The organism is Salmonella sp. SAL03688 (genome assembly GCF_046551895.1).
GTDB classification, from domain to species: Bacteria; Pseudomonadota; Gammaproteobacteria; order Enterobacterales; family Enterobacteriaceae; genus Salmonella; species Salmonella enterica.
Genome location: NZ_JBGDVI010000003.1, coordinates 232,946 through 259,219 on the forward strand (window position 1 = coordinate 232,946; position 26,274 = coordinate 259,219).

The 26,274-nt window shown below is 54.5% G+C and carries 22 protein-coding genes; 15 read left to right on the plus strand and 7 right to left on the minus strand.

The features are described from left to right. Nucleotides 1-180 precede the first annotated feature (180 nt). Nucleotides 181-1,359, plus strand: a complete 1,179-nt coding sequence (gene xylR, locus ACLJR2_RS04535) for a D-xylose utilization transcriptional activator XylR (protein ID WP_000459824.1) — start codon at nt 181-183, stop codon at nt 1,357-1,359. 60 nt (nt 1,360-1,419) lie between these two features. Here the strand turns inward: xylR and ACLJR2_RS04540 are convergent, their stop codons facing one another. After that, nucleotides 1,420-2,244 (minus strand): protein bax, encoded by an 825-nt coding sequence (locus ACLJR2_RS04540; protein ID WP_001575119.1) that lies wholly within the window; start codon nt 2,242-2,244, stop codon nt 1,420-1,422. Between the two features lie 315 nt (nt 2,245-2,559). On the opposite strand from ACLJR2_RS04540, the gene ACLJR2_RS04545 reads away from it, so the two are divergent. After that, on the plus strand, nt 2,560-4,587 hold the full coding sequence (locus ACLJR2_RS04545) for an alpha-amylase (protein WP_000761299.1): 2,028 nt from the start codon (nt 2,560-2,562) through the stop codon (nt 4,585-4,587). A gap of 173 nt (nt 4,588-4,760) precedes the next feature. Next, nucleotides 4,761-6,011 carry a valine--pyruvate transaminase gene (gene avtA / locus ACLJR2_RS04550; protein ID WP_000144379.1) on the plus strand — a complete coding sequence of 417 codons (1,251 nt, stop codon included), beginning with the start codon at nt 4,761-4,763 and terminating at the stop codon, nt 6,009-6,011. 36 nt (nt 6,012-6,047) lie between these two features. Here avtA and ACLJR2_RS04555 read toward each other — a convergent pair whose 3' ends face one another. Both ACLJR2_RS04555 and yiaJ read right to left on the minus strand, forming a co-directional pair. Further along, nucleotides 6,048-6,521, minus strand: a complete 474-nt coding sequence (locus ACLJR2_RS04555) for a 4Fe-4S dicluster domain-containing protein (RefSeq protein ID WP_001078817.1) — start codon at nt 6,519-6,521, stop codon at nt 6,048-6,050. Nucleotides 6,522-6,637: 116 nt separating this feature from the next. Continuing rightward, nucleotides 6,638-7,438, minus strand: coding sequence for an IclR family transcriptional regulator YiaJ (yiaJ, locus tag ACLJR2_RS04560; RefSeq protein WP_000081338.1), 801 nt, complete (start codon nt 7,436-7,438; stop codon nt 6,638-6,640). 229 nt (nt 7,439-7,667) lie between these two features. On the opposite strand from yiaJ, the gene yiaK reads away from it, so the two are divergent. The 10 genes from yiaK (at nt 7,668) to araD (ending at nt 16,689) form a co-directional block, all read left to right on the plus strand. Next, nucleotides 7,668-8,666 (plus strand): 3-dehydro-L-gulonate 2-dehydrogenase, encoded by a 999-nt coding sequence (gene yiaK / locus ACLJR2_RS04565; protein WP_000869012.1) that lies wholly within the window; start codon nt 7,668-7,670, stop codon nt 8,664-8,666. An 11-nt stretch (nt 8,667-8,677) separates the two neighbouring features. Continuing rightward, the gene (locus tag ACLJR2_RS04570) at nt 8,678-9,142 is read left to right on the plus strand and encodes a YhcH/YjgK/YiaL family protein (RefSeq protein ID WP_000576100.1); all 465 of its coding nucleotides are present in this window, start codon (nt 8,678-8,680) and stop codon (nt 9,140-9,142) included. 23 nt (nt 9,143-9,165) lie between these two features. Next, nucleotides 9,166-10,098, plus strand: coding sequence for a DUF4862 family protein (locus ACLJR2_RS04575; protein ID WP_000794987.1), 933 nt, complete (start codon nt 9,166-9,168; stop codon nt 10,096-10,098). A 138-nt stretch (nt 10,099-10,236) separates the two neighbouring features. Continuing rightward, the gene (yiaM, locus tag ACLJR2_RS04580; protein ID WP_000832317.1) at nt 10,237-10,710 is read left to right on the plus strand and encodes a 2,3-diketo-L-gulonate TRAP transporter small permease YiaM; all 474 of its coding nucleotides are present in this window, start codon (nt 10,237-10,239) and stop codon (nt 10,708-10,710) included. A 2-nt stretch (nt 10,711-10,712) separates the two neighbouring features. Beyond that, nucleotides 10,713-11,990 carry a 2,3-diketo-L-gulonate TRAP transporter large permease YiaN gene (gene yiaN, locus ACLJR2_RS04585; protein WP_000301822.1) on the plus strand — a complete coding sequence of 426 codons (1,278 nt, stop codon included), beginning with the start codon at nt 10,713-10,715 and terminating at the stop codon, nt 11,988-11,990. An 11-nt stretch (nt 11,991-12,001) separates the two neighbouring features. Beyond that, entirely contained in the window at nt 12,002-12,988 is a 987-nt protein-coding gene (yiaO, locus tag ACLJR2_RS04590; protein WP_000766341.1) for a 2,3-diketo-L-gulonate TRAP transporter substrate-binding protein YiaO, read from the plus strand. Between the two features lie 3 nt (nt 12,989-12,991). After that, nucleotides 12,992-14,488: an FGGY-family carbohydrate kinase gene (locus tag ACLJR2_RS04595; protein ID WP_000074080.1), complete on the plus strand. Its 1,497-nt coding sequence runs from the start codon at nt 12,992-12,994 to the stop codon at nt 14,486-14,488. Continuing rightward, nucleotides 14,485-15,147, plus strand: a complete 663-nt coding sequence (gene ulaD / locus ACLJR2_RS04600) for a 3-keto-L-gulonate-6-phosphate decarboxylase UlaD (protein WP_000089524.1) — start codon at nt 14,485-14,487, stop codon at nt 15,145-15,147. The genes ACLJR2_RS04595 and ulaD overlap by 4 nt, the downstream gene beginning before the upstream one ends. After that, nucleotides 15,140-16,000: an L-ribulose-5-phosphate 3-epimerase gene (locus tag ACLJR2_RS04605; protein WP_001244040.1), complete on the plus strand. Its 861-nt coding sequence runs from the start codon at nt 15,140-15,142 to the stop codon at nt 15,998-16,000. The genes ulaD and ACLJR2_RS04605 overlap by 8 nt, the downstream gene beginning before the upstream one ends. Further along, on the plus strand, nt 15,994-16,689 hold the full coding sequence (araD, locus tag ACLJR2_RS04610; RefSeq protein WP_000893163.1) for an L-ribulose-5-phosphate 4-epimerase: 696 nt from the start codon (nt 15,994-15,996) through the stop codon (nt 16,687-16,689). The genes ACLJR2_RS04605 and araD overlap by 7 nt, the downstream gene beginning before the upstream one ends. Before the next feature lie 160 nt (nt 16,690-16,849). Here araD and ACLJR2_RS04615 read toward each other — a convergent pair whose 3' ends face one another. Continuing rightward, nucleotides 16,850-17,665 (minus strand): helix-turn-helix domain-containing protein, encoded by an 816-nt coding sequence (locus ACLJR2_RS04615; RefSeq protein WP_000891808.1) that lies wholly within the window; start codon nt 17,663-17,665, stop codon nt 16,850-16,852. Nucleotides 17,666-17,928: 263 nt separating this feature from the next. Between ACLJR2_RS04615 and ACLJR2_RS04620 the strand changes: the two genes are divergently transcribed. After that, nucleotides 17,929-19,884 (plus strand): glycoside hydrolase family 127 protein, encoded by a 1,956-nt coding sequence (locus ACLJR2_RS04620; protein WP_001101505.1) that lies wholly within the window; start codon nt 17,929-17,931, stop codon nt 19,882-19,884. Nucleotides 19,885-20,169: 285 nt separating this feature from the next. Here the strand turns inward: ACLJR2_RS04620 and aldB are convergent, their stop codons facing one another. Beyond that, complete coding sequence (gene aldB / locus ACLJR2_RS04625) at nt 20,170-21,708, minus strand: aldehyde dehydrogenase AldB (RefSeq protein WP_000183988.1); 1,539 nt, start codon at nt 21,706-21,708, stop codon at nt 20,170-20,172. Nucleotides 21,709-21,876: 168 nt separating this feature from the next. On the opposite strand from aldB, the gene ACLJR2_RS04630 reads away from it, so the two are divergent. Then, a complete protein-coding gene (locus ACLJR2_RS04630; protein WP_001188282.1) occupies nt 21,877-22,758 on the plus strand; it encodes an ROK family protein in 882 nt (293 codons plus the stop codon). Between the two features lie 247 nt (nt 22,759-23,005). On the opposite strand, the gene selB is transcribed toward ACLJR2_RS04630, so the two are convergent. Both selB and selA read right to left on the minus strand, forming a co-directional pair. Then, complete coding sequence (gene selB / locus ACLJR2_RS04635; protein WP_000582373.1) at nt 23,006-24,856, minus strand: selenocysteine-specific translation elongation factor; 1,851 nt, start codon at nt 24,854-24,856, stop codon at nt 23,006-23,008. Beyond that, on the minus strand, nt 24,853-26,244 hold the full coding sequence (gene selA, locus ACLJR2_RS04640) for an L-seryl-tRNA(Sec) selenium transferase (protein WP_000200187.1): 1,392 nt from the start codon (nt 26,242-26,244) through the stop codon (nt 24,853-24,855). The genes selB and selA overlap by 4 nt, the downstream gene beginning before the upstream one ends. Nucleotides 26,245-26,274: the final 30 nt, after the last annotated feature.

Sequence of the window (26,274 nt, forward strand, 5' to 3'; positions counted from 1 at the left end):
AAATAAACAAAAAACCGTAATATATAGATAAGAAATGACAATTGTCATCCGCCGTTTGCTGTGATGAATTTCGCATAACGTTTCAGGCGCAAAATAATTTGTCATCATTCGCCAGACCGTTATGTCAGCCGTTTTGATAGTATCCATGAGTCCAGGTTCACTTTTGCAGGATATATCCTCATGTTTGATAAACGTCACCGCATCACTCTGTTATTTAACGCGAATAAAGCCTATGACCGTCAGGTAGTGGAGGGGGTGGGTGAATATTTACAAGCCTCGCAATCCGAATGGGATATATTTATTGAGGAAGATTTCCGTGCCCGTATCGATAACATTAAAGAGTGGTTAGGCGACGGCGTTATTGCCGATTACGATGATGACGATATCGCGCAATTATTAGCCGATGTCGACGTACCCATTGTCGGGGTCGGCGGTTCTTACCATCTTGCTGAAAATTATCCCGCCGTTCATTACATCGCCACCGATAATCATGCGCTCGTTGAAAGCGCTTTCCTGCATTTAAAAGAAAAAGGCGTTAACCGCTTCGCGTTTTACGGTTTGCCCGACTCCAGCCGCAAACATTGGGCGGCGGAACGGGAATACGCCTTTCGCCAGCTGGTCGCCGAGGAAAAATACCGCGGCGTAGTCTATCAGGGACTGGAAACCGCGCCGGAAAACTGGCAGCACGCGCAAAATCGCCTCGCCGACTGGCTTCAGACGCTGCCGCCGCAAACCGGCATCATTGCCGTAACGGATGCCCGCGCCCGTCACGTATTGCAGGCCTGTGAACACCTGCATATTCCGGTGCCGGAAAAACTTTGCGTTATCGGTATTGATAACGAAGAGTTAACCCGTTACCTGTCGCGCGTCGCGCTTTCCTCCGTCGCGCAGGGGGCGCGGCAAATGGGCTATCAGGCGGCGAAACTGCTGCACCGTTTGCTGGCGCGCGAAGAAATGCCGTTACAGCGCATTCTGGTGCCGCCGGTGCGCGTCATTGCGCGCCGCTCGACAGACTATCGCTCCCTGACCGATCCGGCGGTTATCCAGGCGATGCACTTTATTCGTAACCATGCCTGTAAGGGCATTAAAGTCGAGCAGGTGCTGGACGCGGTTGGGATTTCACGTTCAAACCTGGAAAAACGTTTTAAGGAAGAAGTTGGCGAGACGATACATGCGCTGATCCACGCCGAAAAGCTGGAAAAAGCGCGTAGTTTGTTGATTTCTACCACGTTGGCGATAAACGAAATTTCGCAAATGTGCGGCTACCCGTCGCTGCAATATTTCTATTCGGTGTTTAAAAAGGAGTACGTCACTACGCCTAAGGAGTATCGCGACCAGCATAGTGAAGCGTTGTTGTAGTTTATCCAGCCTACAGACGCCTTGTAAGCCGGATAGCGTAGCGCCATCCGGCACACAGAATTACATATGCGCGGCGATCAGACGCTGGTTGTCCTGGTACATCGCGAACAAGTAGTTGTTATAGCGCGACCCCTGGGTAGAGTAACCCTTCAGCTTATGAATCATCGCCGTGGCGGTGACTTCCTGATCCGCCTTACGCAGTTGGGCGCGCGACTTGCGGAAAGAAGAATAAGCCGGATGCGTGTTCAGGTTGGCGACATACGCGCTCACCGACTCCTCAACCGACGCGAATTGCGAGTAACCTTTCACCTTACCCGGCGTATTGGTACAACGCCCTTTCGTGCACTTCATGCCGAACAGGTTATTGTTACTACGCGCCAGTTTAGAGGTTCCCCAGCCGCTTTCCGCCGCCGCCATCGTCGCCACCATGCTGGTTGGGATAATGTCGACGCGCTCCAGCAACGTATTCCACGGAATACGACGCGTGTTGCCGGACCAGCTCACTTTATAGCGCTTCGCGATATCTTTCATACGCGCGCGTTCAGACGGCGACCAGCGGTTCTGGTACTGTTTTGAGATCAGCCAATTACGGTCCGCGGTAATCGCGGCATTTTGGCTGGTGATGTAAGGCATAACGGTCCGGAGAAACGCTTTTTTTCTGGGGGTTCCGGAAGGGTATTTTCGCAAATCAGGAAGTGAACTGCTCTTTGCACTATTGCGAGAATACTCTTGTTTACTGCTAACCTGTTTATAACTTGTCTCAGTTATGTGGGACTTTTGACTCGTTTGTGTTGCGTGCGTCTTTGCCAGCACCTCACCCGAAAATGCGATGGTGAGTAACATAAGAATCATTGCCCCATATCGTCGCATGGGAGTCAATATCATTAGGTCTCCTGGTCGGATTGATACATTCCAACACCTTTTATTTTTCACGAAGTTGAGGTTTGAACCCCAAATTCTAGCAAAAATAGGCTTAAAAAGCACCTCAGGGAATAGTCTTAATCCGAAACTATGTCAACTATTAACGATAACAGGCAGCAATAATGCCAATAAAATGTGGTGCTTATCGCAAATAGAGGCGTTTTTTTGCGCCTCGTCGCTCACCCTCGCGCCTCCTCCTGCGCGACTCTCTGCTGAGGAGGAGTTCATTCGCCTAAAAACCAGGCAAGCTGATGAATATTGCCCACAAAGGATAGCGTGATGAAACTTGCCGCCTTCGCTCTGACGCTGATACCCGGTATCGCGATCGCCTCATCATGGACCTCACCCGGTTTTCCGACGTTCTCGACGCAGGAAACCGGGCGCTTTACCAGCCATGCTGCATTAACAAAAGGTACACGCGCGTTAACGCTCCATATTGACCAGCAGTGCTGGCAGCCCTCCGGCGCCATAAAACTCAACCAAATGTTGTCGTTAAAACCCTGCGAAGGCGCGCCACCGCAATGGCGTTTGTTTAAAGATGGCGACTATACGATAACGGTAGATACCCGCTCCGGTACGCCGACCCTGTTGTTATCGATAAAAACTGAACCTGAACGCACCGCGCAGCTCGCCCGCCAGTGTCCCGTCTGGGATGGTTCGCCGCTCACGCTGGATGTTCGCCAGACCTTTCCGGAAGGGACGGTAGTGCGCGATTATTACAGTGGTCAAACCGATACCGTCCAAAACGGGCAAATCACGCTGCAACCTGCCGACAGCCACGGGCTTTTATTGCTGGAACGCGCGGAAACCCATGCATCAGCGCCTTTTAACTGGCGCAACGCCACCGTTTATTTTGTGCTTACGGATCGCTTTCGCAATGGCGATGCAACCAACGACCACAGCTATGGTCGCCATAAGGATGGTATGCAAGAGATTGGCACTTTCCACGGCGGCGATTTGCGCGGGTTGACGAGTCAACTGGACTATCTACAGCAATTAGGCGTGAACGCCTTGTGGATAAGCTCGCCGTTTGAACAGATCCACGGCTGGGTCGGCGGCGGAACAAAAGGCGATTTTCCTCATTACGCCTATCACGGCTATTACACTCAGGACTGGACGACGCTGGATGCCAATATGGGCAGCGAAGCCGATCTCCGCGCGCTGGTCGACGGCGCGCACCAGCGCGGCATCCGTATTTTATTTGACGTAGTAATGAATCATGCCGGTTACGCCACGCTGGCGGATATGCAGGAGTATCAGTTCGGCGCGCTCTATTTATCCGGCGCGGAACGGCAAAAAATTCTCGGCGATCGCTGGACAAACTGGCGACCCGCCGCCGGACAAAGCTGGCACAGCTTTAACGACTACATCAACTTCAGCGACAGCGCCGCCTGGGAAAAATGGTGGGGGAAAAAGTGGATTCGTACCGATATTGGCGACTACGACAGTCCGGGATTTGACGATTTAACCCTGTCGCTGGCCTTCCTGCCGGATATAAAAACGGAATCTACCACGCCTTCCGGTCTACCCGCGTTCTATGCCAACAAACCCGATACTAAAGCAAAGTTCATTGAAGGCTATACGCCACGGGATTATCTGACTCACTGGTTAAGCCAGTGGGTGCATGATTACGGCATTGACGGGTTCCGGGTCGATACCGCCAAAAACGTTGAGCTTCCTGCCTGGCAACAGCTAAAAACCCAGGCCAGCGCGGCGTTACATGAATGGAAGCAGGCCAATCCGGACAAAGCGCTGGATGATAGCCCGTTCTGGATGACTGGCGAAGCGTGGGGCCACGGCGTCATGAAAAGTGATTATTATCGCTATGGTTTCGACGCGATGATCAATTTTGATTATCAGGAGCAGGCGGCGAAAGCGGTCGATTGCCTGGCGGAAATGGGGCCAGTCTGGCAGCAGATGGCGGATAAAATGCACGATTTCAACGTATTAAGTTACCTCTCCTCGCATGATACGCGCCTTTTCCGTGAGGGCGGTGATAAGGCGGCGGAACTGCTGCTGCTTTCACCGGGCGCGGTGCAGATCTTTTACGGCGATGAATCCGCTCGTCCCTTCGGCCCCACCGGCTCCGACCCGCTGCAAGGCACCCGTTCAGATATGAACTGGCAGGACGTGAGCGGAAAGTCAGCCGCAGCCGTCGCGCACTGGCAGCGTATTAGCCAGTTCCGCGCCAGACATCCCGCCATCGGCGCAGGCCAACAAACCACGCTGACGCTAAAACACGGGTACGGTTTTGTACGCCAGTACGGCGACGATACGGTGATGGTCGTCTGGGCGGGCCGCCGCTAATCGTGGCGCTACCGGTTCCCTTGCGTACCGGTAGCCCCTTCAAAATAAAAAACTAACCTGATAAAAATTTGTAGCATAAAACATCAACACCACCGCCTGACCCCCATTTGCGCCCCGCCATTTGTAGCGTTATGGTTATCCACTTTGACAGACAGTTCGATAGATCACCCGTTATGACATTTTCACTTTTCGGCGATAAATTTACCCGCCATTCAGGCATTACCCGCCTGATGGAGGATCTCAACGACGGCTTACGCACGCCAGGCGCCATCATGCTTGGCGGCGGTAACCCGGCACATATCCCTGCAATGCAGGATTATTTCCAGACGCTACTGACAGATATGGTAGAAAGCGGCAAAGCCGCTGATGCGCTTTGTAATTATGACGGTCCCCAGGGAAAAACGGCGTTACTGAATGCACTGGCCGTACTGCTACGTGAAACGCTGGGATGGGATATCGAACCACAGAATATTGCGCTGACAAATGGCAGTCAGAGCGCGTTTTTCTACTTATTTAATCTCTTCGCCGGACGTCGCGCCGATGGCAGTACGAAAAAGGTACTATTCCCGCTTGCGCCGGAATACATCGGCTATGCGGATTCCGGTCTGGAAGACGACCTCTTCGTTTCGGCGCGCCCAAATATTGAGCTGCTGCCGGAAGGCCAGTTTAAGTATCACGTCGATTTTGAGCATCTGCACATCGGCGAAGAAACGGGGATGATTTGCGTCTCGCGCCCGACCAACCCAACCGGTAACGTTATCACCGACGAAGAGCTGATGAAGCTGGACAGACTGGCGAATCAGCACAACATCCCACTGGTGATTGATAACGCTTACGGTGTACCGTTTCCGGGCATTATCTTTAGCGAGGCGCGCCCGCTGTGGAACCCCAATATTATCCTATGCATGAGCCTCTCGAAGCTGGGGCTGCCCGGTTCCCGCTGCGGGATTATCATCGCCAATGATAAGACGATTTCCGCCATTGCCAACATGAACGGCATTATCAGCCTTGCGCCCGGCGGCATGGGTCCGGCGATGATGTGCGAAATGATTAAGCGTAACGATCTGCTGCGGCTGTCGGAAACGGTTATCAAACCTTTCTACTATCAGCGCGTTCAACAGACTATCGCGATCATTCGTCGCTATTTATCCGAAGAACGCTGCCTGATTCATAAACCGGAAGGCGCAATATTTTTGTGGCTGTGGTTTAAAGATCTGCCGATTACCACCGAGCTACTCTATCAGCGCTTGAAAGCGCGCGGCGTGCTGATGGTGCCAGGCCACTATTTCTTTCCCGGACTGGATAAACCCTGGCCGCACACACACCAGTGTATGCGGATGAACTACGTGCCTGAACCGGACAAAATCGAGGCGGGCGTAAAAATTCTGGCAGAAGAGATAGAACGCGCCTGGCGTGAAGGCTGACGGCTATTCCGGCCATCATGCAGGCCGGAACGACGTTCAGAAAGGTTGAGAATAGAGGCGCTGGCGCTGCACGTGTGCTGCGTCAACGCACTGTAACGCACTGGTCGGGCAGGCTTCCACGCACGCCGGCCCCGCTTCACGATGCCAGCAAAGATCGCATTTAATCGCCTGCGCGCCTGACGCGGACGCCACCACGGTCATCGCACCAAACGGGCAAGCCAGCATACAGCTTTTACAACCAATGCAGCGCGATGGCGTCACGAAGATATGCCCCCGATCACGGCGAATCGCCTGTACCGGGCAGACATTCGCGCACGGCGCGTCCTCACACTGATGGCAGACCGTGGCCGTGGTGAAGCTATCCTCTTTTATCACCCGGATACGCGGCACAAAGTCCGCCGTCGTCACCGCCGCGCTATTCTGCTGTTCCTGGTGCGACACCACGCAGGCGACCTCGCAGGTACGACACCCGATACACGCCGACGCATCCGCCATAATAAACCGGTTCATTGTTCTCCCCCTGCGTTAAAACGCCAGAATGCCAGAGAGCCATTCCCCGCCGCTTTGATCCCACTATGCAAACGGACAAATTTTGTCAGATGCCTGATAAAACCTGGTGAGCTGTCTTATTCGCGAACGGTAAATCCCAGCTCATTAGAGATAGCCTGTGCGGTTTCACGCAACGGTTTGAGCAGATTTTTCTCGCCGATCTGTTTTAGCCGTGACGTCGACAGTGAAATAGAAATGGCGTAAGGCACTCGATGGTGAATATCAAACACAGGCACAGCAATACAGGAAACGCCCAGTTCATTTTCTTCGCGATCCATCGCCATGCTGGTTTCACGAATTTGCGCCAGCTCATCGTACATTGCTGGTAAATCGGTAATGGTATTACGAGTCAGCGGCTGGATCTGATCTTTATGGCTTTCCCAGTAAGACGCCACATAATCCGGCTGACCAAACGCCATATAAATTTTCCCCATCGCCGAGCAGTACAGCGGCATATGCTGGCCAATGTAGGCACGCGTGCGCAGCATACCGGTGGTCGGTTCCAGCTTATAAATCAGGATAGCGTGATCATCTTCACGGCTGGAAAAATTCACCGTCTCGCCGGTGGCCAGGTTGAGCGCCTCAAGGTGCGGTGCCGCAACGTGGATGATATTCAGCGATGACAGGGCTTTTTGGCCGACGGCAATAAACTTTGTCGTCAGACGGTAGCTTCCGGCCGCCGGCGCTGGCGTCACGTATCCGCAGGATTGAAGCCCCTGCAACAACCGATGGACGGTACTCTTGTTCAACCCCGCCAGCTCCGACAGGTGCGCCAGCGGGCAACCGTTCGGGTAGTTACTCAAAATTTCTATCAACATCAGGCCACGAAACAGGCTCTGACTCCCCGCAGGCTTCTCTTTATCGTTGTTCTGGCTCATCAGAAAACTCTCTCCTTTCTTGGGCGATCAGATGGTAGCTCAAAGTGTGTTGCAGTTCACGATATCAGCATAAAAAACATAACCCAATGATTTTAATCGTTTTTAAAAACCTTATCTGGCGTTGCCATGTCAATTTTTGATCTATATATTTGGAACTAGATTTCGCATTATGAAATTTATCGACAAAAAAACATACTAAAATTTCTAACAATCGACCAGGAGAACAGGGATGAAAGTAACTTTCGAAGAGTTAAAAGGGGCCTTCTACCGCGTCTTGCGGTCGCGGAATATTGCGGAAGATACCGCCGACGAGTGCGCGGAAATGTTCGCTCGCACCACCGAGTCCGGTGTCTATTCCCACGGCGTGAACCGCTTTCCTCGCTTCATCCAGCAACTGGATAACGGCGACATTATTCCTGATGCTAAACCGCAGCGGGTTACCAGCCTCGGCGCCATCGAACAGTGGGATGCTCAGCGCGCTATCGGCAACCTGACGGCGAAAAAGATGATGGACCGGGCCATCGAGCTGGCTTCCGATCATGGTATTGGCCTGGTGGCGTTACGTAATGCTAACCACTGGATGCGCGGCGGCAGCTACGGCTGGCAGGCGGCGGAAAAAGGCTATATCGGCATTTGCTGGACCAACTCCATCGCCGTCATGCCGCCGTGGGGGGCGAAAGAGTGCCGTATCGGTACCAATCCGCTGATCGTCGCCATCCCGTCTACGCCGATCACGATGGTGGATATGTCGATGTCGATGTTCTCCTACGGAATGTTAGAAGTTAACCGTCTGGCGGGCCGCGAACTGCCGGTGGATGGCGGTTTCGACGATAACGGTCAGTTGACCAAAGAACCGGGCGTTATCGAGAAAAATCGCCGCATTTTACCAATGGGTTACTGGAAAGGATCTGGTCTGTCGATTGTGCTGGACATGATTGCCACCCTGCTTTCCAACGGCTCTTCCGTTGCCGAAGTGACCCAGGAAAACAGCGATGAATATGGCGTTTCGCAGATCTTCATCGCCATAGAAGTGGATAAGCTGATCGATGGCGCAACCCGCGATGCCAAACTGCAGCGGATTATGGATTTCATCACCACTGCTGAACGCGCCGACGACAACGTCGCGATTCGGCTGCCCGGCCACGAATTTACCAAATTGCTGGATGACAACCGCCGTCACGGTATCACCATTGACGACAGCGTCTGGGCCAAAATTCAGGCGCTGTAAGGAGCCACATCATGATTTTTGGACATATTGCGCAGCCTAATCCGTGCCGGCTACCGTCGGCCATAGAGCAGGCGCTCGATTTCCTGCGCAATACGGACTTTCGCACGCTGGAACCTGGCGTAGTGGAAATCGACGGCAAAAATATCTTCGCGCAGATTATCGATATGACCACCCGCGATGCTGCTGAAAATCGTCCGGAAGTCCATCGCCGCTATCTGGATATTCAGTTTCTGGCATGGGGTGAAGAGAAAATTGGGGTTGCCATTGATACCGGTAATAATCAAATCAGCGAGTCATTATTAGAACAGCGCGATATTATTTTTTATCACGACAGTGAACATGAATCATTCATTGAAATGATACCGGGAAGTTATGCCCTGTTTTTCCCGCAGGATGTTCATCGTCCCGGTTGTAATAAAAGCATTGCTACGCCGATACGGAAAATAGTCGTAAAAGTCGCCATAGACGTTTTATAAAATAGAGTTTACTGGAGCACAAAATGAAGAATAATACCGGTTATATTATCGGTGCGTACCCTTGTGCACCCTCATTTCACCAGAAGAGTGAAGAGGAAGAGACGGAATTCTGGCGGCAACTCTCTGATACTCCGGATATCCGGGGGCTGGAGCAGCCTTGTCTTGAACATCTTCACCCGCTCGGCGACGAGTGGTTATTGCGCCATACACCGGGAAACTGGCAAATCGTGGTCACCGCGATAATGGAAACCATGCGTCGCCGTAGCGAAAACGGCGGTTTTGGATTAGCGTCCAGTGACGAGGAACAGCGTAAAGCCTGCGTGGAATACTACCGTCATCTTTATCAGAAGATAAATAAACTCAATGCGAAAACCCCCGGCAAAGTTATAGCCCTTGAGCTTCATGCCGCCCCGCTGGCGGGCAATCCGAACGTGGCGCAAGCAACCGACGCCTTTGCGCGCTCATTAAAAAAGATTGCCAACTGGGACTGGTCCTGCGACCTGGTGCTTGAACACTGCGACGCGATGACCGGCCCCGCACCGCGCAAAGGATTCTTACCGTTGGTAAACGTACTGGAAACTATTGCCGACTATGACATAAGCGTCTGCATTAACTGGGCGCGCTCGGCTATTGAAGGGCGGGATACCTCTCTACCGCTGATCCACACGCAGCAGGCCAAACAGGCTGGAAAACTCGGGGCGCTGATGTTCTCCGGTACAACGCTGGATGGAGAATACGGCGAATGGCAGGACCTCCATGCTCCGTTTGCACCTTTCTGTCCACAAAGCCTGATGACGGAGAAACATGTTAAAGAACTGATTACCGCCGCAGCTCCCGAACTGTTGCAGTTTACCGGTATTAAATTGTTGGAAATCAATGCCAGCGCCGATATTAATCACCGCATCAATATATTACGCGATGGTATTAACATGATGAAAAAGGCCACACGCCGCTAACCTGAATTAAACATCATCACCTTAATTCTCGGCCTGCAACTCAACGTTGCGCCGACCTAATATAAACCAAACATAAGAAATTAAGTTCCACTATTCAGCATCGAAAGAAATAAGTTTCTATAACCTGATGGAGTCGTTATGAAGCGGGTACTTGAGGGCATACTTGCGGTATTAATTGCCGTACTTTCCTGCATTGTATTTATTAACGTTATTTTACGTTACGGTTTTGAGAGCAGTATTTTGTCGGTAGATGAACTATCACGTTATCTATTTGTATGGCTGACGTTTATTGGCGCCATCGTTGCATTTATGGATAACGCTCACGTTCAGGTCACTTTTGTGGTGGAAAAACTTTCGCCAGCGAATCAGCGTCGACTCTCGCTGCTGACACATTCGCTGATTTTATTGTTATGCCTCGCATTAGGCTGGGGCAGCCTGCAAAAAGCGTTGCAGGACTGGAGCGATCACTCGCCAATCCTCGGTTTACCGATCGGCCTGATGTATATCGCCTGTCTGCCCACAAGCGTTGCTATCGCGTTAATCAAGCTGCGTCGGCTTTATCACTTAATAACGCGTAACGATTCCTTTCAACAACCACAGCAAGGAGCCTAATCATGGCCGTGGTGATATTTCTCTGCTGCCTGCTCGGCGGGATCGCGATAGGTTTACCCATCGCCTGGTCGCTGCTGCTTTGCGGCGCTGCTCTGATGGCATACCTGGATATGTTTGACGTGCAGATTATGGCGCAAACCCTGGTTAACGGCGCGGACAGTTTCTCCCTGCTGGCCATTCCCTTTTTTGTTTTGGCCGGTGAAATCATGAACGCGGGCGGCCTGTCAAAGCGAATTGTCGACCTGCCGATGAAGCTGGTCGGCCATAAGCCCGGCGGCCTGGGCTACGTGGGCGTTATTGCGGCAATGATTATGGCCAGCCTTTCCGGCTCTGCGGTAGCAGATACCGCTGCGGTCGCCGCGCTGCTGGTGCCGATGATGCGCTCCGCAAACTACCCGATCAACCGCTCCGTTGGGTTAATCGCTTCCGGCGGGATCATTGCGCCAATTATTCCCCCCTCGATTCCTTTTATTATCTTCGGCGTTTCCAGCGGCTTGTCGATCAGCAAGCTGTTTATGGCCGGGATCGCACCGGGCATCATGATGGGCGCGGCGCTTATGCTCACCTGGTGGTGGCAGGCCGGGCGATTAAATCTCCCTTCTCAGCCCAAAGCAACACCGCGTGAAATCTGGCAATCATTGGTTTCAGGTATCTGGGCGCTGTTTTTACCGGTGATTATTATCGGCGGCTTCCGTTCCGGACTTTTCACGCCAACGGAGGCAGGGGCGGTCGCCGCGTTTTACGCCCTCTTTGTCGCCGTGGTTATCTATCGGGAATTAACGTTTTCCAGTCTCTACCACGTGCTGGTCAATGCCGCCAAAACGACGTCAGTCGTCATGTTTCTGGTGGCCGCGGCCCAGGTATCCGCCTGGCTGATTACGATCGCGGAATTACCCATGATGGTGTCAGATTTGCTGCAGCCGCTGGTCGACTCTCCGCGACTCTTATTTATCGTCATTATGATCTCAATTATGGTCGTCGGTATGGTGATGGACTTAACGCCAACGGTGTTAATTCTTACCCCTGTATTATTGCCATTAGTTAAAGAAGCCAATATTGATCCGATTTATTTCGGCGTCATGTTCATTATTAACTGCTCTATTGGATTAATCACACCGCCCGTTGGCAACGTCCTCAACGTTATTTCCGGGGTAGCAAAATTGAAATTTGATGACGCGGTAAGAGGCGTATTCCCTTACGTTGTCGTACTGATGTCGCTGCTGGTTTTATTTATTTTTATTCCCGAGCTAATTATCACACCGCTTAAATGGATTAATTAAAGGATAATATTATGAAATTACACGTTATTGCTCGTTCATTATTGATAGCTGGTCTGACGGTTTTCAGCGTGTCGTCTCTGGCGGCGCAATCTTTACGTTTTGGTTATGAAACACCGCAAACTGACTCCCAACATATTGCCGCGAAAAAATTTAACGAATTATTAAAAGAAAAAACCAACGGCGAATTAACGCTAAAACTCTTTCCTGACAGCACATTAGGTAACGCCCAGGCAATGATCAGCGGGGTGCGCGGCGGAACCATTGATATGGAAATGTCCGGTTCGAACAATTTCACCGGTCTGGCCCCTGTATTCAACTTACTTGATGTCCCCTTCCTGTTTCGCGATACCGCGCATGCGCATAAAACGCTCGACGGTAAAGTCGGCGATGAACTGAAAAAATCACTCGATTCAAAAGGGTTAAAAGTCCTCGCCTACTGGGAAAACGGCTGGCGCGACGTCACCAACTCCCGCGCGCCGGTAAAAACGCCGGGCGATTTGAAAGGCTTAAAAATCCGCACTAACAACAGCCCAATGAATATCGCGGCCTTTAAAATCTTCGGCGCGAACCCTATTCCGATGCCATTCTCCGAAGTCTATACCGGCCTCGAAACCCGTACGATTGATGCCCAGGAACACCCTATCAACGTCGTGTGGTCAGCGAAATTCTATGAGGTACAGAAATATCTCTCCCTCACTCATCACGCCTATTCGCCTCTGCTGCTGGTGATCAATAAAGCCAAATTCGACGCTTTAAGCCCGCAGCTCCAGGAGGCACTGCTGAGTTCCGCCAAAGAAGCGGGTGACTACCAGCGCAAACTGGTCGCCGAAGATCAGCAAAAAATTATCGATGGCATGAAAGAAGCCGGAGTTGAAGTCCTGACCGATATCGACCGTAAAGCCTTCAGCGATGCGCTGGGCAGCCAGGTGCGCGATATGTTCCTGAAAGACAACCCGCAGGGCGCTGACCTCCTGAAAGCCGTGGACGAGGTGCAATAAGTCATGAGCAATTACTGGCTGGGGTTAGATTGTGGTGGGAGTTGGCTAAAAGCCGGGTTGTACGATGGCGCAGGCCGGGAAGTAGCGGTGCAACGCCTGCCGCTGCACGCTTTAAGCCCGCAGCCAGGCTGGGTTGAACGCGATATGACCGAACTGTGGCAACAGTGCGGCTCGGTCATCAGCAAACTGCTGGCGCACACGGGGGTGAGCGGCTCACAAATCCGCGGTCTGGGTATTTCCGCTCAGGGTAAGGGCCTGTTCCTGTTAGATAAAAGCGATCGGCCATTAGGTAAAGCGATACTCTCTTCCGACCGTCGCGCCATGGAAATTGTCCAGCGCTGGCAAAAAGAAGCGGTTCCGCAAAAACTCTACCCGCTGACCCGACAAACTCTATGGACCGGGCATCCGGTCTCCCTTTTACGCTGGGTAAAAGAGAATGAGCCGCAGCGCTACGCGCAGATAGGCTGCGTAATGATGACGCATGACTATCTGCGCTGGTGCTTAACCGGCGTGAAAGGCTGTGAGGAGAGCAACATCTCCGAGTCCAACCTCTACAACATGGCGACGGGCCAGTACGACCCGCGTCTGACCGAGTGGCTGGGCATCAGTGAAATCGACAGCGCGCTGCCCCCCGTGGTGGGTTCAGCCGAAATATGCGGGGAGATCACCGCTCAGGCAGCCGCCATCACCGGTCTGGCGGCGGGTACCCCCGTCGTCGGCGGCCTGTTTGACGTGGTTTCCACCGCCCTTTGCGCCGGTATTGAGGATGAATCGACCCTCAATGCGGTGATGGGTACCTGGGCCGTCACCAGCGGCATCGCTCACGGCCTGCGCGACCATGAGGCCCACCCTTACGTCTATGGCCGCTACGTCAATGACGGGCAGTATATCGTTCACGAAGCCAGCCCGACCTCTTCCGGCAACCTTGAATGGTTCACCGCCCAGTGGGGCGACCTCTCTTTTGATGAGATCAACCAGGCGGTTGCCAGCCTGCCGAAAGCCGGTAGCGACCTCTTTTTTCTGCCGTTTCTCTACGGCAGCAATGCCGGGCTGGAGATGACCTGCGGCTTTTACGGCATGCAGGCGCTGCACAACCGCGCGCACCTGCTACAGGCGCTCTATGAAGGCGTGGTCTTCAGCCATATGACCCACCTCAACCGCATGCGTGAACGCTTTACCGAGGTTTGCGCCCTGCGCGTTACCGGCGGACCGGCCCACTCCGACGTCTGGATGCAGATGCTGGCGGACGTCAGCGGCCTGCGCATCGAGCTGCCGCAGGTTGAGGAGACCGGCTGCTTCGGCGCGGCGCTGGCTGCCCGCGTCGGCACCGGCGTATATCGCAATTTCCGCGAGGCCCAACGCGACCTCCGGCACCCGGTGCGCACGCTGCTGCCGGACATGGCCGCGCACGCCCTCTATCAGCGTAAATACCGCCAATACCAGGATTTGATTACCGCACTACAGGGCTATCACGCCCGTATTAAGGAGCACGCATTATGAGCCGACCATTACTGCAACTGGCGCTTGACCACACCAGCCTGGAAGCAGCCCAGCGCGATGTCGCCCTGCTACAGGATCATGTCGATATTGTCGAAGCTGGCACAATCCTCTGTTTAACCGAAGGCCTTAGCGCGGTGAAAGCCCTGCGCGCCCAGTGCCCGGATAAAATCATCGTCGCCGACTGGAAGGTGGCCGATGCCGGTGAAACCCTGGCGCAGCAGGCCTTTGGAGCAGGTGCCAATTGGATGACTATTATCTGTGCTGCTCCGCTCGCCACGGTCGAGAAAGGCCACGCCGTTGCGCAGGCCTGCGGCGGTGAAATTCAGATAGAGCTGTTCGGCAACTGGACGCTGGACGATGCCCGAGACTGGTATCGCGTCGGGGTTCGCCAGGCGATTTACCACCGCGGACGCGACGCGCAGGCCAGCGGGCAGCAGTGGGGCGAGGCGGATCTGGCGCGCATGAAGGCGTTGTCCGACATCGGCCTTGAGCTATCGATTACCGGCGGCATTACCCCTGCCGATCTGCCGCTGTTCCGCGACATTAACGTCAAGGCATTTATCGCCGGACGCGCGCTGGCAGGTGCCGCCCATCCGGCGCAGGTCGCCGCCGAATTCCACGCCCAAATTGACGCCATTTGGGGAGAAAAGCATGCGTAATCATCCATTAGGTATTTACGAGAAAGCACTGGCGAAAGATCTCAGTTGGCCAGAGCGGTTGGTGCTGGCAAAAAGCTGCGGTTTTGATTTTGTCGAGATGTCGGTGGATGAAACGGATGAACGCCTTTCGCGCCTCGAATGGACCTCGGCTCAGCGCGCATCTCTGGTGAGCGCGATGCTGGAAAGCGGCGTCGCCATCCCGTCGATGTGCCTCTCCGCCCATCGTCGATTCCCTTTTGGCAGCCGCGACGAAGCGGTACGCGAGCGGGCGCGTGAAATCATGACCAAAGCCATTCGCCTGGCGCGCGACCTGGGGATCCGCACCATCCAGCTGGCAGGTTACGACGTCTATTACGAAGAGCACGACGAAGGCACCCAGCAGCGTTTCGCCGAAGGGCTGGCGTGGGCGGTGGAACAGGCCGCAGCGGCGCAGGTGATGCTGGCAGTGGAGATCATGGATACCGCGTTTATGAACTCCATCAGCAAGTGGAAAAAGTGGGACGAGATGCTTTCGTCACCGTGGTTCACCGTTTATCCAGACGTCGGCAACCTCAGCGCCTGGGGGAACGACGTGACCGCCGAGCTGAAGCTGGGTATCGACCGTATCGCCGCTATCCACCTGAAAGACACGCTGCCAGTGACCGGTGACAGCCCCGGCCAGTTCCGCGACGTGCCGTTTGGCGAAGGATGCGTTGATTTTGTCGGCATCTTCAAAACGCTGCATGAGCTGAACTATCGCGGTTCATTTCTGATTGAGATGTGGACAGAGAAAGCCAGCGAGCCGGTGCTGGAAATTATCCAGGCCCGCCGCTGGATTGAATCACGGATGCAGGAAGGAGGTTTCACATGTTAGAGCAACTGAAAGCCGAGGTGCTGGCGGCCAACCTGGCCCTCCCGGCGCACGGGCTGGTCACCTTTACCTGGGGCAACGTCAGCGCGATCGATGAGACGCGCAAACTGATGGTCATCAAGCCTTCCGGCGTTGAATATGAGGTGATGACCGCCGACGATATGGTGGTGGTAGAGATCGCCAGCGGTAAGGTCGTTGAAGGCAACAAAAAACCGTCGTCCGATACCGCGACCCATCTGGCGCTCTATCGCCGCTATCCGCAGATCGGCGGGATCGTTCATACCCATTCCCGCCATGCGACGATCTGGTCGCAGGCCGGGCTCGATCTGCCCGCCTGGGGCACCACCCACGCCGACTATTTCTATGGCGCGATCCCCTGTACCCGACTGATGACCGTTGAGGAAATTAACGGCGAGTACGAGTATCAGACCGGCGAGGTGATTATTAAAACCTTTGAAGAGCGCGGTCTGGATCCGGCGCAAATCCCGGTGGTATTGGTTCATTCGCACGGCCCGTTTGCCTGGGGTAAAAATGCCGCCGATGCCGTCCACAACGCCGTGGTGCTTGAGGAGTGCGCCTATATGGGGCTGTTCTCGCGCCAGCTGGCCCCGCAGCTACCGGATATGCAGCCTGAACTGCTCGATAAACACTATCTGCGTAAACACGGCGCGAATGCCTATTACGGGCAGTAATGCCGACAGTCACAGCCTGTGTCGGATGGCGGCTGCGCCTTATCCGACCTACAAGATTTTCAATATCAATACGTTGTGATGAACTCTTGTAGGACCGATAAGCAAAGCGCCATCGGACATTCAGTTTGCAACCGCGTTGTCAGAGGGCCAAAGATTATACTCAAGAATTAACGTGTTCCTTACTGTAGCGCCGCTTCCAGGCGGTAGGCGTCAGGCCGGTGTGCTTGCGGAAGATCTGGCGAAAGTAACCAACGTCATTAAAACCGCACCGCTCCGCCACCTCTTTTAACGAACGCGCGTCGCTAATCAGCAACTTTTCCGCCTCGCGCACCCGCTGGCGGTGGATGGCTTCCGTTAGCGTAAGGTGAAATACCCGCCGATAAACGCGTCCCAGATAATCCACATTGCAATGCAGTTCTTTCGCCAGAACCGAGCTGGAAAGCGGCAGGTGATAGTGCGTTCGAATCAACTGCTGTACTTTCCAGGCCAGCGACACGCCAGCGGCCTCGGCGTTTTCATTCTGCCGGGCATCAACGGTGAGCTGCTGCAAAATCAGCAGCACGATGAACTCCAGCGCCGGGCTGCGCTGGTGCTTTTCCTGCTCGTTCATAAACTGGCGAAAAAGCGCAATCAGCGCCTGCGGATCGGCAACCTGGGTATGCTGCGGCACGGAAAGATGCGTCAGCCAGCGCGGGTCGCTGTCCGGCGCTTTGACCTCAAAATGGAGCCAGTAAAATTTAAGATCGGCGGGAAACTCCTCAACGCCAATATGGCGGCGATGCGGCCAAAGCAACAGGCTTTCCCCGGCTTCGACACAGAAAACACATTCTTCTTCCTGAATTTTCAGGCAGCCTTTTTCCACAAATATAATTTCCCACGATTGCAGACGCCTGGCAGGATGACGCCCAATGCCGCGAGAAATAAATAATCCGCCGTTTTGGACTTTAATCGGTAATGTTATGGATAATTCGAGCATTAATAGGTCATTTCCCGCTCATTCAGCACCGTATTTCATATTAGCTTTTGATTATTAACTAAAAATAGTCATTTCACTCGATCCATCTCACATTTTTAAATACGGGTCGGAATCGTCATCTTTTTTTACTCTTTTATCGCCTTGTCGCTCACCGCTATCCGGGCAAAATGAATCAAGTCATAACGCGAAAATAAAAATTACTGCCATAAAATACCCCGTCAGCGAGGAATATCTATGACCTCTACAGCCTTAAGGAGCACGAAATGAACGTACTGGAAGTCGATCTGCATAAACTGACGGTCAGCGATCCGTTCCTCGGACAGTATCAACAACTGGTTCGCGATGTGGTTATTCCTTACCAGTGGGATGCGTTAAACGATCGTATTCCAGAGGCTGAACCCAGCCATGCCATTGAAAATTTCCGCATTGCCGCAGGCCAGCAGACGGGCGACTTTTACGGCATGGTCTTTCAGGACAGCGACGTGGCGAAATGGCTGGAAGCGGTTGCCTGGTCACTGTGCCAGAAGCCCGATCCCGCGCTTGAGAAAACCGCCGATGAGGTGATTGAACTGGTGGCCGCCGCGCAGTGTGACGATGGCTATCTCAATACGTACTTTACGGCAAAAGCCCCGCAAGAACGCTGGAGCAACCTGGCGGAGTGCCACGAGCTTTATTGCGCCGGACATCTGATTGAAGCGGGCGTCGCCTTCTTTCAGGCCACCGGTAAGCGTCGGCTGCTAGACGTCGTTTGTCGCCTGGCCGATCATATCGACAGCACTTTCGGCCCTGGCGAAAATCAGCTGCACGGCTATCCGGGCCACCCGGAAATTGAGCTGGCGCTGATGCGTCTGTATGAGGTAACAGAGCAGCCGCGCTATATGATGCTGGCAAGCTACTTTATCGGACAGCGCGGCACCCAACCGCACTTCTACGACGAAGAGTACGAAAAACGCGGCCAAACCTCGTACTGGCATACCTACGGCCCGGCGTGGATGGTCAAAGACAAAGCCTACAGCCAGGCGCATCTGCCAATTTCGCAGCAGCAGACGGCCATTGGCCACGCGGTACGTTTTGTCTATCTGATGACTGGCGTGGCGCATCTCGCTCGCCTGAGCAACGATGAAGGCAAACGCCAGGACTGCCTGCGCCTGTGGAAAAATATGGCGCAGCGTCAGCTATATATCACCGGAGGCATCGGTTCCCAGAGCAGCGGCGAAGCCTTTAGCAGCGATTACGATTTACCGAATGATTCGGTCTATGCGGAAAGTTGCGCTTCAATCGGCCTGATGATGTTCGCCCGCCGGATGCTGGAAATGGAAGCCGATAGCCAGTACGCCGACGTGATGGAGCGCGCGCTGTACAACACCGTCCTCGGCGGTATGGCGCTGGATGGCAAGCATTTCTTCTACGTCAACCCGCTGGAAGTGCATCCAAAATCGTTAAAATTCAACCATATTTACGATCACGTTAAGCCCATCCGCCAGCGCTGGTTTGGCTGCGCCTGCTGCCCGCCGAACATCGCCCGCGTGCTCACCTCTCTTGGTCACTACATCTACACGCCGCGTGCGGATGCGCTGTACATCAATATGTACGTGGGTAACAGCATGGAAATACCCGTTGAAAATGGCGCGCTCAAACTGCGAATCAGCGGGAACTACCCGTGGCATGAGCAGGTGAAGATTGCCATCGACTCTGTGCAGCCGGTACGTCACACGCTGGCGCTACGTCTGCCGGACTGGTGCCCTGCGGCAAAAGTGACGCTCAACGGGCTGGAAGTGGAGCAGGATATTCGCAAAGGTTATCTGCATATCCGTCGAACCTGGCAGGAGGGCGATACGATAACCCTGACGCTGCCGATGCCGGTTCGCCGCGTGTATGGCAATCCGCTGGCGCGTCACGTCGCCGGTAAGGTTGCCATTCAGCGCGGGCCGCTGGTCTATTGCCTTGAGCAGGCCGATAACGGCGAAGAACTGCATAATCTGTGGCTACCGAAAGAGAGTGAGTTCCGGGTCTTTGAGGGCAAAGGGCTTTTTGCGCATAAGATGCTGATTCAGGCTGAAGGCGAGAAGCAAAGCGCCCCAGATGCGCAGCATCAGGCGTTGTGGCACTACGATAACGCGCCGTCATCGCGCCAGCCGCAGACGCTAACGTTCATTCCGTGGTTTAGCTGGGCCAACCGTGGCGAGGGAGAAATGCGGATTTGGGTTAACGAGCGGTAATACTGTGCCGGATGGCGGCTGCGCCTTATCCGGCCTACAAGATTTGCAATATCAGTATATTGCGATGAATTTTTGTAGGCCCGATAAGCGAAGCGTCATCAGACATGACCACCAGGCTAATATCAACGCGGTAGGCCCGATAAGCGCAGCGCCATCGGGCATTACCACCAGGCTAATATCAATGCGGTAGGCCTGATAAGCGAAGCGCCATCAGACATGACCACCAGGCTGATATCAATGCGGTAGGCCCGATAAGCGCAGCGCCATCGGGCATTACCTCTTGCGTCAGAACAGCCCCAGCGGCTTATCGGAATAGCTCACCAGCAGGCACTTGGTTTGCTGGTAGTGTTCCAGCATCATCTTATGAGTTTCGCGCCCGATGCCCGACTGCTTATAGCCGCCGAACGCAGCATGTGCCGGATAGGCGTGATAGCAGTTGGTCCATACGCGCCCGGCCTGAATGCCGCGCCCCATCTTATAGGCCAGATTGCCGTTGCGGCTCCAGACGCCAGCGCCCAGGCCGTATTGGGTATCGTTAGCGATTTCCAGCGCCTCCTCCATGGTTTTAAAGGTGGTTACCGCCAGCACCGGGCCAAAGATCTCCTCCTGAAAGACGCGCATATTATTCTTACCAAACAGAATGGTAGGCTCAAGGTAATAGCCCTCTTTAAGTTCGCCATCCAGTTCCTTGCGTCGCCCACCGGTCAGAATATCGGCCCCCTCTTTTTTACCGATATCGATATAATTGAGGATAGTCTCAAGCTGGCCGTGGGAGACCTGCGCCCCCATCTGTGTACCGCTATCTAGCGGGTTCCCGCTGCGAATGCTCTCTACCCGGCGAATAGCGCGCTCCATAAAGCGCTCATAGATGGACTCCTGGACCAGCGCACGGCTTGGACAGGTACACACCTCGCCCTGGTTAAAGGCAAACAGGGCAAATCCCTCCAGCGCTTTATCAAAGAACGCATCTTCCTCATCCATCACGTCGGCGAAGAAGATATTGGGCGACTTGCCGCCTAACTCCAGCGTCACCGGAATAATGTTCTGCGTGGCGTACTGCATGATCTGTTGACCCACTTCCGTCGAACCGGTAAACGCCACCTTCGCGATACGTTTCGAGGTCGCCAGATATTCGCCGATCTCGCCGCCCGCGCCGTTCACGACGTTGACGACGCCCGGCGGTAACAGATCGCCAATGACTTCCATTAACAGCAGAACGGAAAGCGGCGTCAGGCGTGCCGGTTTAAGCACCACGCAGTTACCCGCCGCCAGCGCTGGCGCCATTTTCCAGCTTGCCATCAACAACGGAAAGTTCCACGGGATTATCTGTCCCACGACGCCAAGCGGTTCGTGAAAATGGTAGGCCACGGTTTCGCTATCAACTTCGCTGATCCCGCCCTCCTGCGCACGTATACAGGAGGCGAAATAGCGGAAATGATCGATCGCCAGCGGTACGTCGGCGGCGCTGGTTTCACGAATCGGTTTACCGTTATCCCAGGTTTCCGCTGTCGCCAACAGCTCGAGGTTTTGTTCCATCCGATCGGCGATCTTAAACAAGATAGCGGCACGGTCTTGTACTGACGTATGCGCCCACTTATCTTTCGCCTTATGCGCGGCGTCGAGCGCTAAATCGATATCTTTTTTACCGGAGGAAGCGACTTCACATAGCGGCTGGCCGGTCACTGGCGTCAGGTTTTGATAATATTCGCCGTCGGCGGGCGCAACCCAGTCACCGCCAATAAAATTGTCATAGCGGGCTTTTAACTTCAGTGGGTACCCGTATTCACCTGGCTGAATACGTGTTGAAGGGGGATTGTTCGTCATGACCAACTCCTTATTGTAAAGGTACTCCACAAGGGTAGACGGTACTGGTGAATTTTTCGCCAATGGTTTCCCGCTTTACGACAGCAATCACGAATTACTTTCCTTTACGTTTCTCCGTCTGGTTTTAGCCATACTAAACAGGTGCCTGTTTAACGTACGGAGAACACTATGCAGCAATATATCGGCATTGATGTGGGAGGAACTCACGTCAAATATGGCGTGATTAACAGTGACGGCGAAGAATTAACCCATTATCAATTCGATACGCCAGAGGACGCCTCCACGTTTACCCGCAAATGGCAGGATGTGGTGGCGCGTTGCCAACAGGACTATGACATTGCGGCAATCGGGGTCAGTTTCCCCGGCCATATTAATCCCCATAACGGTCATGCGGCAAAAGCGGGCGCGCTGGCTTACCTGGATGACGTCAACCTGATGGAGTTGTTCAGCGGGCTAACCGATCTGCCGCTGGTCGTGGAGAACGACGCGAACTGCGCGGCGCTGGGCGAAATGTGGCGAGGCGCCGGGCAGCATTATGAAAACATGGTCTGTATCACCATTGGAACCGGCATTGGCGGCGGTATTATCGTCGGACGAGAACTGTATCGCGGCGCACATTTCCATGCCGGTGAATTCGGCGTCATGCCGGTCGGGAATAATGGCGAAAGTATGCATAAAATCGCGTCAACCAGCGGATTAATGGCGTCGTGCCGCCAGGCGCTGGCGCTGCCCGCCGAAGAGATGCCGCCTGCGGATGTGATCTTCGAACGAATGGCGACCGATGTTCATCTGCGTGAGGCGGTCAATGACTGGGCGCGTTATCTGTCACGCGGCGTTTACAGCGTGATCTCTATGTTTGATCCGGGCGTGGTGCTGATCGGCGGAGGAATAAGCGAACAGGAAAAGCTCTACCCGCTCCTGACGCGGCATCTTGAAACGTTTGAAATGTGGGAGGCGCTCCAGGTGCCGATTCAGCCCTGCCAACTGGGAAATCAGGCGGGCAGGCTGGGCGCCGTCTGGCTGGCGCAGCAAAAGCTCGCCCGAAGCTAACGAGTTACGCCTTATCCGGCCTGCATCGTCTACGCAGGCCCGGTAAGCGTCCGCGCCACCGGGCAAAGGCGTTACATTCCCGCGCGATAAATTTCCACAATCTCGTCGTGAGTCGCCTGAGTAAGGCGCATAGAATATGGGTGAAATTATCCTGATAACAGGTTCACGCTGGCTATTTTAAGAAGCCAGAAAAATAAAAAGCAACGCAATAATTGTATTGCTTCATTTGTTATTTAATTTAACCATTTCATTCTTTTTGCGGAAATAATAACGCATCACGTAATAAATGATCATTCCCACGACGTCGTGTAAATCCAATCCGGTCAAAATATTCAAGGATCTGAATGGCCAGTTTCCGCCCTACATTCAGCCTGTCGCGAAAATCCGCCGCACACGTTGATCCTCTCTCTTGATCCAGCTCGCGGATCATATTGGCGAAAGCGACTATCCGATCGTTACGATAGTACCGATCTTTTACGATCGCGGTAATGATGCCTTGCTGTGCCGCCTGCCGCAGCACCAGCCGCATCAATTGTTCTTCCGTTCCGGTCTCTTTCGCCAGATCGCGTACCCACCAGGGCTCATCGCCAAATAGCGGTTCGACTTTTTGCCAGACGGCCTGCTGCTCATCGCTAAATCCTGCTTTATGATCCGGCAGATGCAACCAACCGTGATGGCTATGAATCAGGCCGTCGTCGCGCATCCGCTCGATCAGCATCAGGACCAGCGCTTCATCCTCCATTGGCAGGGCCATGCGGCGTAAACGCTCGCGTCCCGGCCCCGGTTCATCGCGGTGCTGTTCGTGGTAGGTCGCCAGCGTATCAAGAATCTTACGCTGCCAGCGGGCGGCGACGGGCGCGCTTAACAGATTGTCTCCGGCCTGGATAAAACCATGTTGCTCAATAAGCTGACGCATACCGACAGGATTAAGCTGACGCGCCCAACCGAAATCCGGCAGGTTGACGGCGCCGCGTTCCAGATGAATGGCCAACGCCGCGCTATCGTCCTGTGCGGCGGCAAGCGTTGAAAGCCAGTGCAAATAATCTGGCTTACGTTTACCGCGACGCGGCGCGTTAAGCGTCACCACGCGTGCGCCGGCAAGGGTGGCGCGTGCGGAAATATCACGCAGCACCAGTCTGTCATTATCGGCCAGCCACAACGGCGTATCAAAGATCAGCTCGGCCAGTCCGCCTTCCAGCAAAGAGACGCGACCGGTCACATGGCTGGCGGCATGGTGAATATGTAGCGGCTGCCATTGGGAAAGCGGCGCATGAAGCGCCAGAGAAACGATCACCCGGGAAAAAGCCTCCCCCACCGGCGCATCCGAAAGCAGCCAGTCGCCGCGGTTAAGCTGCTCCTTCTCCGCATCGCCCGCAATATTGAGCGCAATACGTTGCCCGGCATACGCATGGTCGGTGGGCTGATTTTGCGCGTGTAGACTTCGTACGCGCATCGGCGTATTAACGCCGGTCAACCATAGCGTATCGCCCACGTTTACCTCTCCGCTCAGCGCCGTTCCGGTCACCACCAGTCCCGCCCCTTTCACCGTAAACGCACGGTCGATAGCCAGACGGAAGCGATGCTGCGCGGCGTGCGAACGTGCAGGAAGCTGCTGTAAATGAGCGCGAAGTTCTGCAATACCGCGTCCTTCATTGGCGGCGGTGACAAATAAAACGGTATCGGCGAAGCCATAGTTGTCGAGCGCCGCCAGTACCTCTTCACGTACTTCACCGATACGCGCCTCGTCCACGCGATCGGCTTTGGTCAGCGCGACGGTGAGCTGGAGATTGCCCGTCAGTTGCAGGATCTGTAAATGCTCGCGCGTTTGCGCCATGACGCCGTCATCACAGGCGACCACCAGCAAAGCGTGATCGATACCGCCTACGCCCGCCAGCATGTTAGAGAGGAATTTTTCATGCCCAGGCACATCGATAAAGCCCAGCACACGACCATCCGGCTGCGGCCAATAGGCGTAGCCCAGATCGATAGTCATCCCGCGTTTTTTCTCTTCCGGCAGACGGTCGGCATTAATGCCGGTAATCGCCTGGAGCAACGTCGTTTTACCGTGGTCTACGTGTCCGGCAGTTGCAATAATCATTTCAGCATCATCTCCATAAACCGGCTTTCGTCTTCAAGACAGCGCATATCCAGCCATAAACGGCCATCATAAATTCGGCCAATGACCGGTACAGGCAGCATGCGCCAGCGGGCCGCCAGCGCCTCCAGCCGACTACCGCGCCCGTCGTGCGGGGTAAAGGTCATGGCGGCGCTGGGAAGGCGGTCTACCGGTAATGAACCGCTGCCGATTTGCGACAGGCAGGGTTTAACCTCCAGCGCAAATTCATCGCCGTAACGTGCCGCCAGCCGCGCCTGTAACCGCTGCGCTTGTTCGCGAATCGACGCTTCACTGCGAGTTAACAGACGCAGCGTGGGTAATTTCTCCGCCAACGCTTCCGGGTGCAGATACAGACGTAACGTTGCCTCCAGCGCCGCCAGCGTCATTTTATCCGCGCGCAGAGCGCGTTTCAGCGGATGGCTTTGCAGTTGGGCAATCATCGCTTTTTTGCCGACGATGATCCCGGCCTGCGGCCCGCCCAGCAACTTATCGCCGGAGAAGCTTACCAGGCTGACGCCTGCGGCAATGAGCTGCTGCGGCATCGGCTCTTTGGGTAAGCCATATTGACTTAAATCCACCAGCGAACCGCTGCCCAGATCCGCCACCACCGGAATATCCAGCTCTCGCCCGATTTCCGCCAGTTCCGCTTCCTCTACCGTTTTGGTAAAGCCCTCAATGCTGTAATTACTGGTATGCACCTTCATCAACAGCCCGGTATTTTCATTTACCGCCTGACGGTAATCTTTCGCGTGCGTCCGGTTGGTGGTGCCCACTTCATGCAACGTACAGCCCGCCTGGCGCATAACATCCGGAATACGAAACGCGCCGCCGATTTCGACCAGTTCGCCACGCGAAACCACTACCTCTTTGCCGCTGGCTGTCGCCGCCAGCATCAGCAATACCGCCGCCGCATTGTTATTGACGATACAGGCGTCCTCCGCCCCGGTGATACGGCATAACAGCGTCGCCAGCGCCCGGTCGCGATGCCCCCGCCCGGCGCCATCTAAATCGTATTCCAGCGTCACCGGCGCGCGCATCGCCTGCGTTACCGCCTCAATCGCTTCTTGCGCCTGCAATGCGCGGCCAAGGTTGGTGTGCAGCACCGTCCCCGTCAGGTTAATCACCGGGCGCAGCGCGCTTTGCGCCGCATTTTCCAGCCGGAGTTTCGCCTCTTGCGCCCAGTCTGCGTACCAGTCGGGAAGCGTTTGCGTATTCCGGATGACGTCGCGCGCGTCGTCAAGCATCCGCCTAAGCAGATCAACCACCTGGGTATGGCCATACCGATCGCGCAGAGAAAGAAAAGCGCTATCGTGCAATAAGCGATCGATAGCAGGAAGCTGGCTGTAGAGTGTACGCGTTTCGCTTGTCATGAAAATGCCTGGCTGTTGGTGGCCCTCTCC

Bases quoted from the DNA above. Each gene is read 5' to 3' on its own strand.
- ACLJR2_RS04615 (WP_000891808.1), bottom strand. From the start codon at position 17,665: ATGCTCGAATTATCCATAACATTACCGATTAAAGTCCAAAACGGCGGA.
- araD (WP_000893163.1), top strand. From the start codon at position 15,994: ATGTTAGAGCAACTGAAAGCCGAGGTGCTGGCGGCCAACCTGGCCCTC.
- selA (WP_000200187.1), bottom strand. From the start codon at position 26,244: ATGACAAGCGAAACGCGTACACTCTACAGCCAGCTTCCTGCTATCGAT.
- selB (WP_000582373.1), bottom strand. From the start codon at position 24,856: ATGATTATTGCAACTGCCGGACACGTAGACCACGGTAAAACGACGTTG.
- ACLJR2_RS04555 (WP_001078817.1), bottom strand. From the start codon at position 6,521: ATGAACCGGTTTATTATGGCGGATGCGTCGGCGTGTATCGGGTGTCGT.
- ACLJR2_RS04575 (WP_000794987.1), top strand. From the start codon at position 9,166: ATGAAGAATAATACCGGTTATATTATCGGTGCGTACCCTTGTGCACCC.
- ACLJR2_RS04570 (WP_000576100.1), top strand. From the start codon at position 8,678: ATGATTTTTGGACATATTGCGCAGCCTAATCCGTGCCGGCTACCGTCG.
- ACLJR2_RS04545 (WP_000761299.1), top strand. From the start codon at position 2,560: ATGAAACTTGCCGCCTTCGCTCTGACGCTGATACCCGGTATCGCGATC.
- yiaO (WP_000766341.1), top strand. From the start codon at position 12,002: ATGAAATTACACGTTATTGCTCGTTCATTATTGATAGCTGGTCTGACG.
- ACLJR2_RS04630 (WP_001188282.1), top strand. From the start codon at position 21,877: ATGCAGCAATATATCGGCATTGATGTGGGAGGAACTCACGTCAAATAT.
- yiaJ (WP_000081338.1), bottom strand. From the start codon at position 7,438: ATGAGCCAGAACAACGATAAAGAGAAGCCTGCGGGGAGTCAGAGCCTG.
- ACLJR2_RS04595 (WP_000074080.1), top strand. From the start codon at position 12,992: ATGAGCAATTACTGGCTGGGGTTAGATTGTGGTGGGAGTTGGCTAAAA.
- aldB (WP_000183988.1), bottom strand. From the start codon at position 21,708: ATGACGAACAATCCCCCTTCAACACGTATTCAGCCAGGTGAATACGGG.
- ulaD (WP_000089524.1), top strand. From the start codon at position 14,485: ATGAGCCGACCATTACTGCAACTGGCGCTTGACCACACCAGCCTGGAA.
- ACLJR2_RS04605 (WP_001244040.1), top strand. From the start codon at position 15,140: ATGCGTAATCATCCATTAGGTATTTACGAGAAAGCACTGGCGAAAGAT.
- avtA (WP_000144379.1), top strand. From the start codon at position 4,761: ATGACATTTTCACTTTTCGGCGATAAATTTACCCGCCATTCAGGCATT.
- ACLJR2_RS04620 (WP_001101505.1), top strand. From the start codon at position 17,929: ATGAACGTACTGGAAGTCGATCTGCATAAACTGACGGTCAGCGATCCG.
- yiaM (WP_000832317.1), top strand. From the start codon at position 10,237: ATGAAGCGGGTACTTGAGGGCATACTTGCGGTATTAATTGCCGTACTT.
- yiaK (WP_000869012.1), top strand. From the start codon at position 7,668: ATGAAAGTAACTTTCGAAGAGTTAAAAGGGGCCTTCTACCGCGTCTTG.
- xylR (WP_000459824.1), top strand. From the start codon at position 181: ATGTTTGATAAACGTCACCGCATCACTCTGTTATTTAACGCGAATAAA.
- ACLJR2_RS04540 (WP_001575119.1), bottom strand. From the start codon at position 2,244: ATGATATTGACTCCCATGCGACGATATGGGGCAATGATTCTTATGTTA.
- yiaN (WP_000301822.1), top strand. From the start codon at position 10,713: ATGGCCGTGGTGATATTTCTCTGCTGCCTGCTCGGCGGGATCGCGATA.